The sequence below is a fragment of the Phosphitispora fastidiosa genome, assembly GCF_019008365.1.
Classification (GTDB): domain Bacteria; phylum Bacillota; class Thermincolia; order Thermincolales; family UBA2595; genus Phosphitispora; species Phosphitispora fastidiosa.
Map to the genome: position 1 here is coordinate 218768 of NZ_JAHHUL010000002.1, position 21330 is coordinate 240097.

2 protein-coding genes are annotated in these 21330 nt (G+C 50.7%); both read right to left on the reverse strand.

Features of this window, described 5'->3' with window-relative positions:
* Positions 1-156: 156 nt before the first annotated feature.
* Positions 157-8022: an Ig-like domain-containing protein gene (locus tag Ga0451573_RS03445; protein ID WP_231682486.1), complete on the reverse strand. Its 7866-nt coding sequence runs from the start codon at positions 8020-8022 to the stop codon at positions 157-159.
* Positions 8022-21077 (reverse strand): fibronectin type III domain-containing protein, encoded by a 13056-nt coding sequence (locus Ga0451573_RS19680; RefSeq protein ID WP_269438077.1) that lies wholly within the window; start codon positions 21075-21077, stop codon positions 8022-8024. The genes Ga0451573_RS03445 and Ga0451573_RS19680 overlap by 1 nt, the downstream gene beginning before the upstream one ends.
* Between the last annotated feature and the right edge of the window lie 253 nt (positions 21078-21330).

The window sequence follows — 21330 nt, forward strand, 5'->3', positions numbered from 1 at the left end:
ACGGCATCTTTAATAGGTGGTAAAAATGGTATATATTAAATATCCCCCAGTGAATATAAGAGCAAAAAATAAGAGGACTGAGTTCTGTGAATGACAGAATTCAATCCTCTCAAGCTGTTCGAGTATAGTTATCAAATTATAGTGAGCCTGATTATCTTATTGCTCTCCAATCAGTCTATACACCAAAACCGCCACCTGGTCTCTTGTACTGTAAATTCCGGCTCCAAAAACCCCGGGGCTTATTCCATTTACCATGTTCCGGCCCACTGCCTCTGCTGCTTCCTCCCTAGCCCACCAGGGAATCAGTTCCCCATCACTGAATTGGCTCAGAATATCCGTGGAAACATCAGCATCCGCAGCACCGCTGTAATTGAGGGCATTAACAATCACCTTTACCAGCTCTTCCCGTTTTATCAGGACATCCGGCTTGAAGAGGCCGTTTCCGTAACCAATCATGACCCCAGCCTGTGTGGCGGCCTCAATCTCCTTGTGGCCCCAGTGCTGTTTGGATACGTCCCGGAACGTCTGCTTATCCTGGGTTGAATCGGTATCAAGTTGCAGCAGCTTGGCCATCATCACAGCAAGTTCACCCCTGGTGATTTGTTTTTGAGGCCGGAACGTTTGGTCAGGAAAACCGCTGACTATTCCCATGTTGTGCAGGTATACTATCTCATTTACCGCCCAATGATTATTGGAAACATCGCTGAATGGGGCTCCCGGACCTGCAGCTCCGGGGACGGTAATGAACCCTTGGGTAGTGAAGCTGAACGAGTATGGGTTGACCAGGCCGTTTCCTGCTTTGTCCTTGACAGCCCCTGCAGGGATCTGAATCTCGCAAGTGATACCGGAAGCGAGTTCATCAGCCGGTATCAGCTTCAGGATTACTCCCTCAATCCGGTAACTGAACTGAACAGCCTCCTGGCCTGCCTTGATAGTAATATTGTTGATAGCAGTTCCCGCCTGAATCTGCTCATTAAACCTGATATGAATAGGTGTGTTCACATTTACGTCAACCGGATGGTTTGCGGCAGGAATTGTAGCCACCACAACCGGGCCGGCAGTATCTGCCGGTCTGCCGCCGCCACCGCCGCCGGGTTTAACGGGGGGGTCGTCAGGTTTGAAACTAATAGTGTAAGTCTCGGTGGTTAACCCGTCCTCGGCTGTAACCACTATTATCGCAGTCCCGGTTACGCTGTCGGCCTGGGTTATTTTATATGCTGCATTTTCATCAGCGGTAACCGCAGAAACCAATGGCACTGCCGTTGTACCATACGGAAGAACTACCTCATAGCTCAATTGGTCATAGGCGAATCCGGCAACTGTAGTGCCATCAACAGACAGGTCCATTAAAGCGGCATCATTGTTCAGGGCCCTGACAGTGCCAAAGGCTGATGCCAATACTTCAGCGCTATCGAAGGTAACAATATCAAACCTGTAGCCGTAATCCCCCGGAGCCATAAAGGTCACCATGAAGTCACTGGTCACATCTCCCAGCGGGAAGCCTGCTGGCTGGCCAAACCAGGTTACACCTGCTGTATCGAAATTAAGTTGATAGTATTTCCGGTCATTGACTTCCTTGTATTTAAGGATGACATCACCTCTAACTGCGGGATCTGCCAGGGATATCTTTATCCGGACCAATTCCCCGGCATCACTGTTAGCCGTGGTGGCTGCTGTAAATGACGTCTCTTCTCCGGGCAGAACAGTTCCGGCCAGAGTGCTGGAAATCACCGGCGCCCTGTAGGCCACACTGAAGCTTACAGTATAAGTTCTGGTGAGCCCTCCATCAGCCGAAGTTACCACTACGGTGGCAGTTCCGTTAACATCATCTGCCTGGGTAATATCGGGATCTGCCTCTGGGTCTGCAGTCACTGCACTCACCAGGGGAGCCTCCGTAGTTCCATAGGGCAATACCGCATCATAGTTTAACCTGCCTGAAGAGAAGCCGGTTAGAGTAATCCCATTCACTTTTAAATCACTTAGGGAAGCGTCACCAAACTGGATGACCCTGAAGCTGATGCTGTATGTCTGTGACGTCCTGCCATCCCGTGAAGTAACTACTATTGCTGCCAAGCCTGATAGATTCTCAGGACGTGTTATCTTAATCTCCGCTCCGGGGTCAACTGATTCAGCAGTAATTTCAGGTACATGTGTCGTTCCCGCCGGTAATAAGACCTCGTAAGTAAGAGTGTCAGGCGAGAAGCCAGGTACAGTTGTCCCGTTAACCCTCAAATCACTAAGCGCCGCGCTGGGGTCTTCGGCAACATCAAAGGTAACGCTGTATGTTTTGGTTGCCCTGCCGTCAGAGGAGGTCACCAAAATCTGAGCCGTCCCGGTGACACTCGGGGCCGGGAAAATGTCCACATCTGCCTGAGGGTCGGCAGCCACAGCACCCACAACCGGCTTCATAACAGTTCCCGCAGGCAGTACTACCTGATAATTTAATTGGGCAGTTGAAAAGCCCTCGATGGAATCACCGTTAACTGTTATGTCGACAAGGTCGGCAGTGGCAGTTTCGATAACCATAAAACTCACGGTATATTCCCTGGTAATTCTGCCATCCTGGGATACCACTGCAATTACAGCAGTCCCGGTCACTTCGGAGGCCTGGGTTATCGTTACAGAAGCATTGAGGTCAATTGCTATAGCAGATACCTGTGGTATCCGGGTAGTTCCAAAAGGTAAAGTCACCTCATAGTTAAGCCTGTCAGCCGAAAAACCACTGACCATTATGCCGTCAACCCTGAGATCACTCAGTAAAGCCCCATCGTTCTCCAGGATCCGGAAGATAACAGAGTAAGTCCGGCTGTTCGTGCCATCCTCAGCGGTCACTATGATAGTTGCAGTACCCTCCGGACCGGCAGCCTGGGTAATTCCCACCTTAGCGCCGGGATCAGAAGCAGCAGCGCTCACTAGAGGAGCCTCAGTTGCGCCGGCTGGCAATATATATTCATAATTGAACCTGTCTGCAGCAAAACCGGGTATAGTCACACCGGCAACCTTAATATCCGCCAGACTGGCATCAGTACTCCCGGGTACGCTGAAGGTCACCGAATAAAGCCTGGTGGTCACTCCGTCGGCAGCCGTAACCGACACTACGGCAGTTCCGGGTATTCCCGGAGCCTGAGTCGTCTCCACCCATACACCGGGGTCATTGGCCAATGCCGTAACCTGGGGAACTTCAGCGAACGCTTCGGGAAGTTCAATCACATAGGAGAACCGTTCAGCGGAAAAGCCGGTAACAGTCTGCCCATCAATTTGCAGATCCTTGAGATTGGCATCGTTATTCCTGGCTACGCTGAATTTAATAGTATACGTTTTCTGAGTAATACTGTCTTCAGCAGTAACCATAATGACTGCAGTCCCGTTAACCCCTCCGGGGGGCGTTATTTCATACCGCGCATTAGTACTGTCAGTGGGCACTGCCGTTATCGGGGGTACTTCCGTAGTCCCATATGGCAGAATGAAAAAACAGGATGTGTGTCCTTCCGGGAAGCCCAGGACAGTTTGGCTTCCCACCTTCAGTTCACTGAGTGTGGCATCCGAATTCTTGGCCACACTGAAGTAAATAATGTAAGTCTGGGTGGCAATGCCATCCTCGGCAGTTACCTTTATCTCTGCTGTTCCCCTGACATCAGCGGCCGGAATTATTTCATACAGGGCCTTGGCATAACCCGGTGTCACCGTTATCAAAGGAACTTCTGTGGTCCCGTAGGGCAAAACAACATCATAAGCGAGACGGTCATAGGCAAATCCGCTCACAGTCTCCCCGCCTATCTTGATATCGGTCAAAGATGCGTCCGTATTGGAGACAGTTGTAAAGCTAAAGCTATATACGGCTTCAAATACGTTCCAGGATAAGTCCTCAACAACTCCTGCGGGGATACTGACATTATACATGGTGTTGGAAACAAGGTCTGTATCCGGATTTAAAATAAGGTCATTCCCGCTGAAGGTGGCAGAATAACCGACCAGATTGTCTTCTGCGCTAATGCTCAGGTTACTAAAACCGCTGCCCAGGATAACTGGTTCGTTAAAACTGATAACAATATCAGTATTCAGGGAAACGTCTTTAGCGCCATCTGGCGGGTTTACAGCAGCCACTCTCGGCGGGGTTAAGTCGTTTTGATACCTGAAGGTCAGGGACTTGGATGAACTTGCGCCGCTGCCGTCGCTGCAATCCACCTTCAAGAGATAAGCGCCGGGTTCTAAGATGCCCAGGGTAAACTCCACCTCATAAGTTCCGGCAGATATTTCCGCAAATGATTGAAGTTCCAGGGCTGAACCATTCAAATACAACCTGAATCCTGCTAAACCCAGTCCCTCTACCAATGCTCCTGTTTCGTCTCTTACCTCTACCTGAACCACCCCGGTAGTGTCTGCCGGGGAAAAAGCAGGTTTATTCAGGGCTGTGCTGATATCAATCCCGGAAACAGTAAATTCCATTGTCCTGACATCCCTGATAACAGTGTCAATAAGGGCTACAGTCAGGTCCTTGGGACCGGGAGCCCAGCCCAGGGTATCAAACGCTAACTCCAGCTCGCTGGTCCCGGCAGCCAGCTCAGCCAGCCCGCTCCCAGACTCAAGCACCCGCCCGGCCGGGTCTTTGACCATCCAGAATACGCCAAGGGTTTGGTCCAAGGGGGTGGTTATTTCTGCGGTGAACGGCACAGATGAACTGCCGGCGCTCACGCTTGAGCTGCCATTCAGGTGAACATCATCCAAGGTTGTGGCCGAAACCAAAGCTGAATAATCAACCTGGAATTCCATTTCATGATATAGTGTTGCCAGTTGGGTTCCGGTATCATATTGTACCGGAATGATGCTGATGGTTAAAAGCACTCCCCCGTTCTGTTCCGTGGCGCTCCACCAGAATAATTCCCCGGGATAAGGATTGGGAAGATCAATAGCGCCTTCCAAAGGTCCGTGAGTCCTGTTAATTGGGATAGTAGTTTTTAAGTCTAATGGGTCAGCATAAACGGATGTTGTTACATCTGTCAGGTGAACACGGGTTACCTGCGAACCGGAAGGCAGCAGATACGACTTAGTAATCAGGGGCAGGCTGGGTGCAAAGGCCATTACAGTCTGAGTCCCGCCATTGGGAACCTCTATCAGGGCCTTCCCGTTATCATCTGTAGTTATCTTGAAGTTAGGTATTTCTATAGGAACATTTATAGTTAAGGCCTGTTCTTCCGGGACAGCTTCCAAGGTTCTGAAGGCCCTTTCATCAGTTACAGAAGCCGGCGCCGGCCCGGGAACAGGTGCCAGAGGCACTGTTCCTCCATATTCAAGAGCTTGGGTGGGCAGGCCATAGAGCATCGTCCCATAGGTTGTGTATGTTGATGTATCATCCACCAAAGCAGGCTGAATATGGGTCCAGTATTCGGTATAGCTGCCTACCAGCGCTTCACCTACAGTCTTCCTGGTACCGTTAAGTACATTGTCCAGGAACCTGGAGAGAATCAGGTCATGATACCCTAGCTGTGGTTCTGCGCCAATCCCGTAAGTAGAGGCCCCGATATAGGTAACCTTCTTTTCCATTAAGCTGGCAGCCATAGTATCATCATAATGACCAGCATTCGTACCGCTTTTGGATACAGAATACCCGGAATGACAGCCGGTATTAATCAATAAATGCCCCGGCGACTCCGGTATGGCATCAAAAGTGGCTGCTGTCACATCAGGATTGTTCTGGGTATTCTCAGATTTGTGGTCAGCATGGCTCCAGAACATAGTTATTTCAGCATTGCTGACAGCATCAGCCACTTTACCTGCCGACCAGTTAACCACTGTCCCGTCATAGTGATAAAACTCACCTGGCGTATAAGGCGGAACCGGCAAATTGATGTCAATTACCTGGTTCCCCCCCTGCATCTGGGCATTCAGCACAGGCAGCACCCCTGCATTGACCGCAGCCGGCCAGTCCACAGTGTCCTGTTTCAGGCTGTAAAGAACTGCCGTACGGTCTGCGGGGTTTAACACAATCGTCTCCTCATAGGCATCTATTACCTCAATAAGTTTGTCCGGCCGGTCCGTAAATACGCGGCCTACACCGGCATCCAAACGGGGATGAGGCTGATTGTTGGGAGGTGTATTTTCATAAGAACCATAGGGCATGTCGGTCATTATCTGTTTCGCCAGGCTGGTCCTTAGTGTCAGGTTGTCCTGAGCCCCGCCAACTTCGCCGGGATAGCTATGTTCTCCGTCGGCAGCAGTGGCTATAGGGTCATCCCTCCGGATAAAGGGGATAACCTTGTCATCACCTATGATGGCCACGTTTTTAAAATGGGCAGGCTGCCCAACTTTGTTTACCCAGGCATCAATTAATTTTCCCATGTCGTAAACATCAGCTGTGAGGTAATCCTGATCCGCATAATTCTCGGCATACCCGTTAGCTGTGGTAATTTCCCGGGACATGTCAAAAACGATCCCGTCATGAGCAAAGGCATACCTGTTGATCCGGCCCAGCAGATCATAATAATCCGGGGTTCCATTATCATTTTCGTCTTCCCCAGCCGCAGCCATGCCCGTATTTTTATACTCATCCCACAAGGCCTGCAAATCAGTAACAACAGCCAAATCCGTCTCTGTAGCCACCTTGACACTTGTGGAATCCACTTTTACGTCGTCAAGATAAAGGTCAATATCTACCGGATTGGCAATAACCTGATACCAGGCGCTGTAGACCCCATCATTTGCTGCCATGTCCCCGTCTGTCCCCTGGTCCTTGAGCTCAACCTCTTCACCGGTGGCCGGAACTTTTATTTTGAGATCGGCGGCACCGGTGGTGATTACCTTACCTTCTTCTTTTAATACTGTGTATACCAGGACATTACCGTCTGCGAGGACATTGGGTGAAGAAACCTCAAGCAGCGCTTCCCGTTCGGGCTCCAGGGCTGCCAGGTATGCATCTCCCCCCGATTCCCCGCCAATTACAAAGTTCTTATCAGCCGTATAATCAACTGCAAAACCGGTGGCGCCTGCTGATTCCAGAGTCTTCTCCCAGACCTTATTGCCGGATTTATCGGTACGGATTACTATTATACCCATAGAATTTCTGCCGGTGATTACATATCCTCCGTCTCCGACAACGTCAACCGAATAACCGATGCCATCACTGTATGTCCGTTCCCATAATTTATTGCCTGAGGCATCAACCTTAGTAAGGAAGATATTGGCGCCGGTATACCCGGTAACTACATAGCCGCCGTCAGTTGTTTGCTTAACCGATTTACCCGTGGAGTCGAGAGCGCTCTCGTAATTCTGCTGCCACTCCACCCCGCCCCCATCACCGAATTTTATCAGGGTAAGCTTCCTCCTGCCTAATTCCATATGACCGGCAACAATAAACCCATTATCCCTGGTGCCACTGACAGCATAAGCATAATCCCAGGCGCCGCCGCCAAAGCTCTGTTCCCACTCTACCTCTCCCTGAGAGTCAGTCTTGCAGATATAAATATCTGATTGGTCGTAAAGCAGAAATGAACCGACAACTATGTAACCTCCGTCACTGGCTTGCAGTACACCGAAGCCATTAGCCCTGGCCGTACCGTCAGCAACAAAGATTCTTTTCTCCCACTCCAGATTGCCTTGTTCATCTATCTTCACCAGATAAATTCTTTCATTACCCATGTACCATGTTGCCCTGGCGTAACCTGCCAGGATAAAACCATTATCCGCTGTCTGATACACCGCTCTGGCAACATTAACGCCGTAACTGGCCATATTGTCAAAGGTATTGGCCCAAACCGTCCGGCCTTCTTTATCCACCTTGAGGGCAAATGCCTTTTTTTCATTCTCCGTGGCCCCGGCAAATACATAGGAGTTGTCATAGACAGATTCGGTAACAGCATACGCAGTATCCGCACCGGAATCGCCATAGGATTCTTCCCAGTAGACGGCAGGGGCTACGGTGTCAGCAGCCATTACCGGAGCGGAAAAAGTCATTGTCAGGAAGGCGGCTGTGATAAGAATGGTTATTAAGGTTAAGACTCTGATAGATAAGTTAGCTTCTTTTCTCATTAGGCAACCCTCCCATCTTTAGAACTCTCCATGACTTTGTAGAGCAGTACTGAGACCTCATCTCTGCCGCAAAGCCTCCCTGCACCGAACAGGTCTATCTCAACACCCCGGACATATCCCTGCTGAACCATATGTGCTGCTGCTTCACAAGCCCATTCCGGAATCTTTTCTTTATCCCTGAATCGATCCAATACCTCCGGTGAAGCTGTGCTATTCGTTGAAACTTGGGCGCTTGCCCCTTTCCCGAGATAGTGCAAGGCATTATAGAGTGTTTGTACGACTTCCTCTCTGGTAACAAAGGCATCGGGTCTGAAAGTGCCATCACTGTAACCGGCCATTAATCCGCCGGTGGTTACTGTGCCAACTGCCTTCACAGCCCAGTGCCCGTCAGGCACATCCGGGAAGGCTGCTGCAGCAGCGGAGTCCAGGTCCAGGGCCCGCGCCAGCAGAGCCGCCAATTCCCCGCGGCTCATGCTATTCCCGGGCCGGAAGGTCCCGTCAGGAAACCCTTTCAGAATATTGTTACTGGAGAGATATACTATTTCGTTCACTGCCCAGTAATCTGCGGAGACATCACTATATCCAGTGATGGCTGGGGCCGCAGCAGGCAGGATATTGACATACGGTACGATAGCGCCGCCGCCGGCTGAACCACCGCCCGACGCTGCCGGAGCCGGCACTTCCACACCCTTTTCAGCGGCAGCCAGCACGTTCCCGCTGCCGGGCTCGACAATCTCCAGCCGGTATCCGTAACTGCCCGCGACTGCAAAGGAAGCAAGCATTTCTATCACTGTATCATTCAGCGGGAAACCCCCAACCGGGCCAAACCAGGCGGCTCCCTGGGTATCAAAGGACAGTGGCTGGAAGATGCCGCCACTATCCCTGTATTTCAGGGTTATTACATCTCTCTGAGCGGGATTGGCCAGGACAAAACGCAAACTCACTGTATCCCCCCTGGCGCTCTTGGCCGTTGTGGTTACCGTATAGGCCTGCTCTAAACCCTGACTCACTCTGATTGGCAGATTGTCTGTTATCACAGGCGGCAGGTAAGTTTCATTTATCAGAACACTCTTCACAGCCGCTGCCAGGGTGTTACCACTGGCAAGCTCCACTATTTCAAGTGTATACTCGTAAGTCCCCGGTTCAGTAAAAGCTACTTTACAGCCGGTTGATGTATCTGTTAAGGGAAAACCGGTTGATGGACCAAACCAGGTAATTCCCTGTTGGTCAAACAGTAACTGGTGGTATGTTCCGTCGCTCTCTTTGTACTGCAGGTTTATTTCACCGGCCTGTGCGGCATCCTCCAGGACTACCTTTACCCTGACCACTTTGCCGGCATCACTATTAGCCATAGTGGATACCTCAAAGTCATAAACAGTTCCGGCAGTTGGCCTCAATATCAAGGTATCGGCAATAACCGGAGCGCAGTAAGCATCTGCTGCCTGAACGCATTTCTCAGCTGATGCCAGCACATTCCCACCGGCCAGTTCCACAATTTCCAGTTTGTATCCGTAATTTCCGGCGGCAGCAAAGGAAACCGTAAGTTCAGTGACCGCATCAGCCAGCGGGAACCCATCTGCCGGGCCAAACCAGGTAACCCCCTGGTCATCAAAAGTGAGCGGCAGGAAGGCGCCGTCATCTCCCCTGTATTTCAGGGTAAGCTCTTCTCTCTGTTCCGGGTCAGTCAGGGTTACCCGCACCCGTACATCTGTCCCCCGGTCACTGTTGGGAGTCGTGGAGACCGTAAAGGCCCGGGCCACACCCACATCAACTGTTGTACCCAAGCTGTCGGCAATCACCGGCGGCAGATAGGCAGCCTTGACTGACACACTCTTCATAGTCGCAGCCAGTATCCCGTCGATGGCCCCATCGCCCGTCAGGGCCACTATCTCCAGCGTATAACCGTAAGTTCCCGGTACGGCAAAGGCTGCCTTAAACTCTGTTGAGGTGTCTGCAATTGGGAAACCTGCGGCGGGACCAAACCAGGTTACTCCCTGGTCATCAAAAGTGAGCGGCAGGAAGGCGCCGTCATCTCCCCTGTATTTCAGGGTAAGCTCTTCTCTCTGCTCCGGGTCAGCCAGAATAACTCTTACCCTGACCAACGTACCCGCTTCACTGTTGGCTTTTGTCGAGACAGTGAAATCATAAACCGTCCCTGTATCAACCCTGGCGGGCAGTGTATCAGATATGCCGGGAGCCAGGTATGCAGTCTTAACTTCAATGCATTTTTCGGAAGAGGCCAGTACTTTCCGGGTGGCCAAATCCACAATCTCAAGCTTGTATCCGTAACTGCCTGTTTCGGCAAAGAAAACTTTCATTTCGGTTACCCTATCTGCCAGTGTGAGTCCGTCTGCATGGCCAAACCAGGCTGCTCCCTGCTCATCAAAGGTCAGCGGCAGGAAGATACCGTCATCGTCCTGATACTTCAGAGTAACATTATCTCGCTGCGCCGGGTCAGCCAGAGTCAGCCGCAAACGTACCACAGCCCCCTGGGCGCTGTTGGCAGTTGTGGTTACTTTAAAGCCGGTTTCCTGCCCTGCGGAAATGGCGGTTAGCAGGTCATCCCTGATCACCGGAGCTGTATAAGTTCCGGTAACCTCAACAATCTTCCTGACCCCGTTTAAGACACTGTCATCATAAAGAGCAATGGTATCAAAAGTAAAACCGTATACCCCGGATCTGTCAAAGGCTACCCGGAAGCCCTGGGAGGAATCGGTAAGCAGGAAGCCTTCCGGAGGGCCAAACCAGGCCATTCCGTTTTCATCAAAAGCCATGGGCTGATAGCTTCCGTCCTCGCCCTCAAGATACCGGAGGTCTATATCCTGAGCCTGGTTTTTGTCATAAAGGGTTATCCGGAACCGGACCGGTTCGCCCACATCACTTTTAGCCACAGTGGCTGCCCGGAAATCAACCGGCTGGCCGGCAATGGCGGCACTGCCCAAATCAAGTTCTATAGTGGAAGGCTCTCTAAATAAAGTGACGCTTACCGGCTCAGACCTGCCCGATTCGTTTCCACTGAGGTCAACTGCAGTTACCGCAAAGGGATATGGGATGCCGAATCTCAATCCGGTGACGGTATATGTGGCTTCGACTACCATCTCTGTATTAATCCGGGTCCAGACGTTATTAATCATCTGGTAAACGTTATATCCGGCCAAATCGGCCTCTGTATTGGGGTTCCAGGTCAGGGTTACCTCTCTGGCGAAGGCGCTGTACCTTAGTTCTGCAGGAATTGCCGGAATATCCTCCAGCGCCGGCAGTACCTGAACAGTGGCTCCGGCAACTGCCGTTCCGCCCTGGTCATAGGCCGTTACAGTGAACAAACCGGTTTCCTGAGGCGTCACGGTAACTCTTGCCTGACCGTTTTCATCCAGTTCAACTGCGGCGGCAAAAGCACCCACATCTACCGTGCCGTCAGCCAGGGGGAAGCCGCCGCTATTTACTGTTATCAGCAGTTCAGTGGCCGTACCTGCCCTTATTTCTGTCGGGCTGACTGTGATCACCGGGCTCCCGTCCCTGTTCTCCCAGGACATGCCTGTGATGGCATGCCGGATCACCTCTGTATCGTCAAACAGGGTCATTATGATGTAATCTTTGGCCCCATAAGGCTCTATCAGGGTGATTCTGTTCATATCAGGTCCGGCCTGGTAAACCATTTCAGCCACTCCTGACATCAGCAGGTCATCCCTGACCCGGTATATCCGGTAACCGGCAGCTCCGGCCACAGATCCCCATGTCAAATCAACAGAGAAACCGTCATTAACCTGTTCCAGCACCGGGCACTGCTCGGGTTTGTATGTATCTGGAACCGCGAAGCTGGTGATATCTGTCTCAATACTGGCATTACCGCCTGTCTGCAGGACATAGGAACCGGAAAGGTCCAGCTCACCTGCAACAGCCGGAATCAGCCAGTAATCAGCCCACAGGGTTTCCCCTGCCGGAAGTTCCCGAATACTCCTGACCAGTTCCTGATTGGGTGCATAGATGTAGCCTTGCTTGTTGTAATCCTTAAGCTCCAAAGCGGCATTGTATACCGGAACATCAGATACGTTTTCCAGGCCAAGCCGCAGGTGGTAGGGATAACCCCGCCAGGACCAGTCCTGGGTTTCCACATGCATCTGCAGGGCATCATCTCCCCAGACCCTGATGGGCTCCTCGGTGCGGAATATGGTCTGCACCGGATCACCAAAGGGCTGCAGAATACCGTCATATTGGGCTTCTAGGTTATACTCGCCCTTTTGGTCTCCGCGAATAATCCATTTCACATCACGCTTTTCGCCACCGGCAATTTCGCCCAGATCGATCTGCAGTGTCTGGGTCTCCCGGGTAGGGGCCAGAGCAAGTCCTTCCGGCAGCCTTAATGCTGCCGTGGAACCGGCCAGGATGAATTCCGGGTCAGCAGTATTCTCCAGAGTCAGGCCTACCTCAAAGAATTCTTTCAGCCACCGGGCTTCTCCCGGAATTACCATGTAAGCAATAGTTGGCCTGACTTCGGGATGTTGTTTATAGGGCACGGCCACGGGGTAAGCAAGCATCTGTTCCCCGCCGTCACTAAAGGAGAACCCGAAGCCGCCTCCATCGCTGCCCACAAAATCACCGGCGCCATTGACCATAAAGGTTTGAGGCTCAAGTGGTGTATCATTGAATGCCAAATGAATTTCGAACTCATATACCCATTGATTTTCAGGGGCATTAACATCAATTCCGGCTGCCTCTATCTCATCAAGAGTCATCCGGTTGACAGTCAGCTCTCCCACAACCAACTGCCCCTGCCTCAGGCGCACTGTAGCCGTAGTCTTCTGGTTGACAAATACTGCAGCATCAGTGGCAGCAGGCTTAAAGTCTGTCTTATAGCCATAAACCTTATAATCACCCGGCAGGACTGCCATGCTGGCCAAACCCTGTGTGTTGGTATAGGTTTTCTGGATAGTCCCATCAGGGTACTGCACCACCACACTAGCGCCGCTGATAACAGCTCCGCTGACGTCATCAAGAACTCTGACTTCCAGGGAACCCGCCCTCAGTGGCGGCATCACGGTAACCTGCATCCAATCAGGACTGCTAAAGTTGCCGGCAGGGTCGTAAACCGTCAGGGCAACCGTATAGGTCCCAAAAGTATCATAGACATGTGCGGGCTGAGCCGCTTCAGAAGTGCTGCCATCCCCGAAATCCCACAGGTAGCGGGCTATTCTGTCATTATCTTTGGACAGTGTGCCGTCAAAAGACACTTCCATGCCAACGGTGGCTGCCTGGTCATCCCCGGCTTCAGCCACCGGGGCGATGTGATCCTCAGATGTGGGCACAGCCGATATTTCCCTACTGTCACAGGTATTGCCGTATTTGTCCACTGCCTGCACCATATAATAGTATCTTTGATTTGGAATCAGGGAGGTATCAGCATAACTTGTCCCTGTAGTCTGTTTCAGCAGGCTGTACGGCCCGCCCATTACCGTTCCCCGGTAAAGGCGGAACCCGGCCAGGTCCGGCTCATTTGCGGACGTCCAGGACAACTCAACACTCCAACCACCTGGAGTCCCATCCAAAACTGGTTTTTGGGGTGGATCCACATTAAGGGTATAAGCTACTGTCATCGGGGTGCCGGCATTTCCCGCCTGGTCAAGGGCGGTGGCGCGAACCTGATAACTGCCATCGGTAAGGCCTGAAGTGTCCCATTCATATATAAGTACCTCACCATAAACATCAACTTCTTTTTGTTCAATGAGAGTCCATTCCTCATCACCGGAACCTTCCGGCAGGTATTCAAGGTCTACTCTTGCTAAGCGGTAATTGTCACTGGCCAGCACATAGATCTTTGGATTTGCCGGCAGTGTCGCACCTGAACCGGGCCCCATGCTGATAACCTGGGGCGGTTCATTATCTGCCAGCAGTTGTGCAGAAACAGCTCCGGCGGGACTCCCCTCATTTCCGGCCAGGTCGCTGGCAGATACTTTGTAATAGTATGTCTTGTCAGGTAAGACATCACGGTCGCGGCAGCTAAGGCTGAGTAGTTTACTATGGAGCAGTATATACGGCCCCTCGGCTTCTTCAGACTTATAGATGTTATAACCGGCAACATCAGCTTCAGCGGCGCGCTGCCAGGAAATCGTCAGATACCCGCTCGAGGCTTCGATTTCAAGACCTGCAGATGCCTCAGGCGCAGTACGGTCAACAATGTATTGATAAGCTGCAGACACCTGTCCGGTGTTCCCGGCTGTGTCAACTGCCAAAGCCCTCACATAGAGTGACCCCTCAGTTATTTCCGACACATCCCAATTGTACGATACAACCTCCCTGGCAGACCCATTGGCCACATTTACGGTGGTCAGGTCAGCCCATGCGGTATTGTCCCGAGAAAACTGAACTGTTACAGAAGAAACGCTGAAATCATCTTCAGCAGTAATTATAAGGGGAATCTCACTGGTGAAATACCCCGGGATTGGCTGAATAGCGGTAATTACCGGTCCTTGCGTATCTGCCGTGGTTTTTGCCGGTATTTCATCACTTGGTGTGCCCCGGTTCCCCCGTGTGTCGTAGGCCACAACCCTGAACCAGTACTCTGTACCCGGAGCTAAACCTTTTACTTCATACCCCAGTTTACTTGAAACCGTACCGGCAACAGAGTAGGTTCCATCAGGTGCATCCTTGCGCTCCACCTGGAAATAGGCAAAATCAGCATCAGGTACGTCATCCCAGCGCAGCAGCACACTGGTGGCATAAGGGGTATAGACAACACCGGTTACCTGGGCAGGACCCTGGTTATCAATGGTATAGTAACGGACAGGGTTCCCGTCACTCACATTACCGGCAGAGTCCCGGGCAATGGCCCTGACCTGTACCGGCCCGTTAAGTGGTGTGGTCACCCACTCAAAGTCAGCCTGTTCCCTGGTAGCAATGGTATTAATCTCATGCCAGCCGGTTCCCCCATCCGCAGAGTACTCCAGGGTTATTCTGGACAGAGCAATATTATCTTCAGCCCGCACCGTAACCTGGGCCGCAGACCCAAAGATGGTTGCATTATCAGGTGAAATCCCCAGAATGACAGGAGGCACATCGTCAGCTATGGCAGCAGCGGCGGCTATATTGGAAGCCGAACCCTCCTGTTCAAAGTTATCAACAGCAGTTACCTTATAGTAGTAAGTCAGACCCGATTCCACAGATGAATCAAGATAGCTCACCGTCGCCCGGCCATAAACCCGCGTCAGTTCGGTATAGGGTCCTGCCACGGAATTGGCCCGGAAGATTCTGTAGTAATTCACATCGGCGCTGGCAGACGCCTCCCAAACCAGACTGACACTGCCGGACCCATAAGTCGCGGTAAGGTTTCCGGGCGTCTGGGGAGCCGTGCGATCAATCTGGTAGTTTACGGTTTCGATAGTGTTATTGCCAGAGCCGTCATAAACCACATAGCGGACAGTATAGCTGCCACTGGCCATGGCAGACAGATCCCAGCTGCCATAAAAATAGGGGTTAGGATCATAATATCCCTGACTGGGTCCAGTAATCTGGCCGGTAATCGGCATCCACTCAGAATCCGCCGTGGCATATTCTATCCTGGCCGTTGCTCCGGCTGAGCCATTATTATCTCTAAAATACACTGTCAGTTGCTCTGAGGTATCTCCCCCTATAGTGGTCCCGTTTACAGGTTCAACGCTCATTATGACCGGGGCCAGCTCATCAGCCCAGGTAGTCCCGTCAGCCGGGGCAGATTCAGCCCGGTTGCCCCACCGGTCACGGGAAATAACCTTATAATAATATGTAGTGTCAGGAAGCAAACCCGTATTGGTGTATGATTTTTGACTGGCCGGAAGCCAGCTTTCACGCCAGTATCCATAATCCCAATAACCGGTGATAACTGAGTATGATCCGTCCTGGTCGGTACTGCGGGAAATCAGGTAGCCATTGGCATCAGAATCCGATATCAGCTGCCAGTCAAGCTTGATGCTGGCATCACCTGGAGTTGTACTCAGATAGACGACTTCTGACACTGTCTTATCAAGGGTCCAGGTTACGTCAGCAGAGCCTTGGTTGCCGGCGGCATCACCGGCGGTAACCCTGACCATGTATGCACCGGATGACAGGCCTGCAGTATTCCAGGTAAAGTTCGTATAATAATAGATATCAGGGCTGTAACCACCTTGATATGGACCGGATTTGGAGACATTCATAGCCTCCCAGGTATTCCCTTCATCTCGCGAGAAAACCGCGTCCATAGCGGTAACAGCCTTATTGTCAGTAGCCCTGGCAGTGAAACTGACAGATGGTCCTCCGGTCAGTGAACCATCAGCCGGATCTATCAGGGTGACCACCGGAGGGGTCATATCATCTCCCGGTTTGGACCACACTATCGGGGAAACCTTGCTCCTGTTACCATATTGGTCATAGGCAAAAACCTGGTAGTAATAGGTCTTGCCTAACGTAACACCGGTATCCCGGTAAGTAAGGATGTCCTTGCCAACAGTGGTGATACCAGAGAACCCCCCGGTAATATAAGTTGATTTGTATATTTCGTACCCGCTGCAGTCAGATTCCGGAATGGCGTCCCAACTGAGCACAACAGCTCCTTCGGCGGGAACGGCCTGCAGGTTCTGAACAGGGCTTGTGTAAACATCCAGGTAAACAGACCGGCTGACAGTGGCGGTATTATTGGAATAGTCGAAAGCCGTGATACGATACATGTAACTGCCTGAGGACAGGCCTGAGGTTTGCCAGGATTTAGAACCAGAATAATCATTTGAATAATAGCTCTTACTGGGACCGCTGGTATAGCCTGTCATGGCGTTCCAGTTAATGCCCTGATCAGTGGAATACTCATAGGTAAAGGCTTTTATTCCCCTGGCGGAATTATCAGTGGCAGATACACTAACACTAACGCTAGTCCCGCCCGATGTGCTGCCCTCACCCGGGCTGGTAGATTTAATAACAGGCGCTGTATTGTCAGGCAGCGGTTGGCTGGAAACCTCATTTGAATAAGGGCCTTGGTTGACGGCCTTGTCCACTGCAGTTATCACATAATAGTAGGTGGTCCCGCCCGATACCGATGTATCGTCATATGTAGTTGTTGCTGATGAACCAATCAGAACATAACCGGAACCCGGTGTCACAGACCTGTATATTTTGTAAGGGGTCGAAGCAAGGTCTGTTTCTGGGTTGGCCGACCAGCTAAGGGTAACCTTTTCCATAGTTGGAATAGCTATGAGGTTTGCCGGTGCTGCCGGGGGGGTATTATTAATCTTCCATATTCTAACCGGCGTCCCATTGGAGGGGGTCCCGGCCTTATCATAGGCTACCGCCCTGAACTTGTAGGACGTATCTGCAGGAGGCCCATAAACACCGACACTTACAGTGCTGTCCCAGTAGTAGTTCCCGGTCCAGGACGTCTGGTATGTACCGGTCACGGGGTCATAATAATCCCAGCTATAAGACCACATTTTGTCAGCGGGCAAGGACCCGATAACGTCCCATGTCTGCCCGTCATTAAAGGACATCTGGAAATCGATCCTAGAGACACCGGAACCGGAATAATCAGTTGCCTTGGCTGTGAGTTTACTCTGGGTGCCTTTCAGGAGAGGGTAATCATTAACTGTATCCTGGGGTTCCAGGCTGAAAACATATGGGGCTGTACTGTCCAGATTCACTTTTTGGACTGAAGTGTGTGTTCCGGCGCTGTTGGTGGCGGCGACAGTCAGTGTGGTTACTGCAGAATCAAGTGTAACATCATATGAAAACTGTCCGGCTTCATCTACGGGGACATCGCTGCCGTTAACGGTTACCGTGGCTCCCGGCTCGGTAGTCCCGGTCAGGTTGTACGGACTGCCTGTTGTGGCCACTTCAGGCCCGCCATTCAGAATGAGCGCCGGTCCCGTATAGTATTCCCCAAACGTAGTCACTGCCGGTCCTTCATTGCCTATGTTATCAACAGCATACAATTCGTATAAATAGGTCTTTCCCTGTTCAACGTAAATGTCAGTATAGCTGTGCTCAGGAGAGTAAATGTACCAGGAACCGTTATAGTTTCCGTTAAGTTCCCGGACCAGGTAGTAATACCTTGCATCTTCAGTCTGGTCCCAAGTAAGGTAGATTCCATTGGCAGCTGAAGCTGCACTGAACCCGGTCGGCAGTGCCGGAGCTAACCGGTCAATATATACCCAGCGGGAAACTGTGGTACTCCGGGCTTCGATATTGGTTGCAGTAGCGCGAATCTGATAAGCAGCCTCCCCAATCTGCGTGATGTCCCATGTACCTGCTTTGCTGTAAGTGTTATTATATGATGTGCCCGGTGTTGCATTGGCGGCATTAAGCGGAACCCATGTCTCACCGTCTTGAGAAACCTCAAACAGTATTGAAGTTATCTCCTTATCATCACGGTACTCGGCGGAATAGGAAACAGAGTTGTATCTGGTCTGATAACCCTCAGATGGGCTCATGGTGACGAATACAGGTGCATCGACAGGCAGCACCTTGTTTAGTACAGGCGGATCCAGGGAGCGGTTGCCGAATTCATCGACAACAGTTACCTTATACTCGTAGGGGACTCCCGGCAATGCAGTCGTATCATTGAAGGAAGAGCCAGTGAAGCTGCCTGACAGAATGGTGCTGTTTCTCTGAACGATTACATAATCGAAGTCCTCAGCCGGATTTGTCCAGTTGAGCAGAAAACCATTGCTCTCCGCATTGATTTCTCCTGTAAAACCTATTACATTGGCAGGTCTGGTGGAATCCTTGTAAACATATCGTTCAACAGAGAGCGAATTGCCATCAACACCGGCAGCAGCTGCCCGGAACAGATATATCCCGTCAGCCGGGCCATACTGTCCACTAAGGTTTAAGTCAACTGAACGGTACCACCTCGACTCCTCAGAATTGCTGCCAATGGTTCCGCCATAAGAAATGTATGGATCAAGTGGCTGCCAGGAAACCCCATCGCCGGAATAGCTGTAATCGATTGCCTCAATATCTTCACCCGCAAGAAAAGAAGCATTTAATGAATAAGAGGTGACATTGGATGCGGTAATCTTCCCATCATTCTCAAGATACCACTCGTCCAGGGTAATCGGGCCATCAACTATAAGGCTGCCGGTCATCTGCGGCGGATCGGCCTCTTCATTGTCATTCCACGCCTGGTCATAGGTCACGATCATATAAGTATAGTTTTTATACGGATAAACCTCATAATCTGTATAAGTGTTTATCTCAGGAGATCCCCAGGTATCATCAAGATAGTCCCAGTAGCCGCTCCCCGAGTCTCCGGAGTCATATACCCACCTGTAAATCTCTACATAGCGGAGATCGCCCGGGTTTGTCCAGCTTAAGATAATTGCGTCATTGTTCTCGTTGGGGACTGCCATAAGATTGCTTACATTGTCGGCAACAGTGTCTTTATAGACTACCTCTTTTACAGTCAGACTATTACCATCTGTATCGGAGGCTGTGGCCTGAACCCAGAAATGGCCGTCTGCCAGGTCACTGACATCCATTTCGGTATAACGATACCAGCCATTACTCCAGTAGCTGTAATCTAACTCCCCATCATAGGTGACCACAGGGCTGTCCCAGACCACCTCATCAGTTGAAATCTGATAATCAATTGATGTGATCTCTCCGGCAGCGCCGAAATAGGCTTCCACTCCATAATATTCCGCATTATCGGCATTAACAGTGCCGTCATTATTTAAATAAAACTCTTTCAGGGTAATTGGAATTGCATCCATCTCACCCAATACTGATGGCGGGTCCGGTGACCAGTTGCCATGAGAGTCATATGCTACTACCATATAATAATAAGTATTGTAAGGTTGAACTTGCGAATCGATAAAAGTGGCTTCATCAGTGTACACCAGCCAATCCCAGTCATATTCCTCTTCCAGGTCATAGCTGTAATAGCCTTCATCCTCGTTGGGATTATATTTGAAAATTTCTACGTACTCAAAATCCTCTGCCGGGTTGGTCCAGTTCAGGATCATGGCCGTGTTATCCGCATTGGGCGCCGCACTTAAGCCGGTCACGGCTCCGGGCGGCACAGTATCCTTGGTAAACTGGCATTCTTCAACACAAGCGCCCTCTTCATTAGCAGCCGTGGCCCGGAGAGTGTAAACTCCGTCCAGCAGACCGCTGAGGTTCATATTGATCTGGCGATACCAATTCGAGTTCCAGCTATAATACTGGACTCCTGAGTCATAGTCGACTGAGTCAAACGAAATCCATGAAGTACCGTCAGTTGAATAGGCATATTCGATGGTGGTTATGTCTTCGATGGCTAAAAAATGCGCTTCAATATAAAAATCAGTCTGGTTGTCAAGATTCACCCTGCCATCATTGCATATGCTCCAGTGACTAAAGGTAATTGGCTCTATTGTATAGTTATAATTAGCAATATCGCTATATACAGAGTCGCTGACAGCAACAGCCTGCAGAGTAATCGCTTCCTGAAGCTCAATGGGATATGTGTAGAGAGAACCAGCCTCCAGAGGAGAAGACCCGTCAGTGGTGTAGTAAATATAAGCATTAACGGTGGTTGTGGAAAGGGCTATCTCAGTACCCAGGGGATAACTGCCGGAGGGTTTGTCGGCCTGAGGCGTTTCCGGAGCGACCGGTTCATAATCATAGTTACTCACAAAATCCGGTGAAGGTCCATAGACATAGTTGCTGATAATAACTTGGGAGGGTTGATAAACATCCGAGTATACATCATCATAAACAGATTCTGAGATCCCGGTGTCATTTGCAGACTGGTCAGAAAATGTTTCATCATCGGTATCACCTTCTGTTAGATTCGAATCGTGATTGTTATTATAGACAGCCTCAAAAGTGGCGGGCTCTTCAGCAGATGATTGATTGGTGGATGATTGATTAACAGATGATTGATTGGTGGATGATTGATTAGTTGACGGCTCGTCGGTGGAGGTACTGGCGGAATTGTCAAGAATCCCGGCATCATCTATGGCTGGGGGGTTATAGGTGTCATAGACAGCCTCACTAACCGAAGCAGCATCTCCCGCCGCCAATGTCGGCGGCAGACCGGCAAGTCCTCCGAAACTGGTCAACAATATCAGAACCATTGTTACCCAACACATCAACTTTCTTTTACGCAAGCAGCTCACCGTCATACTAACACCCCAACTTTTTACTTTTTATCACAAAATTCCTGGTAACTTGTTTCATTTAAAGAAACAATATTTAGTAAATGTTCTTTTTTCGCTATTACACCATCTTTTCCCTTCAGTTTTTAGAAGGTTTTTATCGTAATATTCCGACAATTTCCTCTAAGTTTGTCGAATTGTGTCTAAACAAAAATCTCCTCAAAAATATTGA

What these genes read in the sequence shown, in the direction of transcription:
- Ga0451573_RS03445 (WP_231682486.1), bottom strand. Translation starts at nt 8,022, where the DNA reads ATGAGAAAAGAAGCTAACTTATCTATCAGAGTCTTAACCTTAATAACC.
- Ga0451573_RS19680 (WP_269438077.1), bottom strand. Translation starts at nt 21,077, where the DNA reads ATGGTTCTGATATTGTTGACCAGTTTCGGAGGACTTGCCGGTCTGCCG.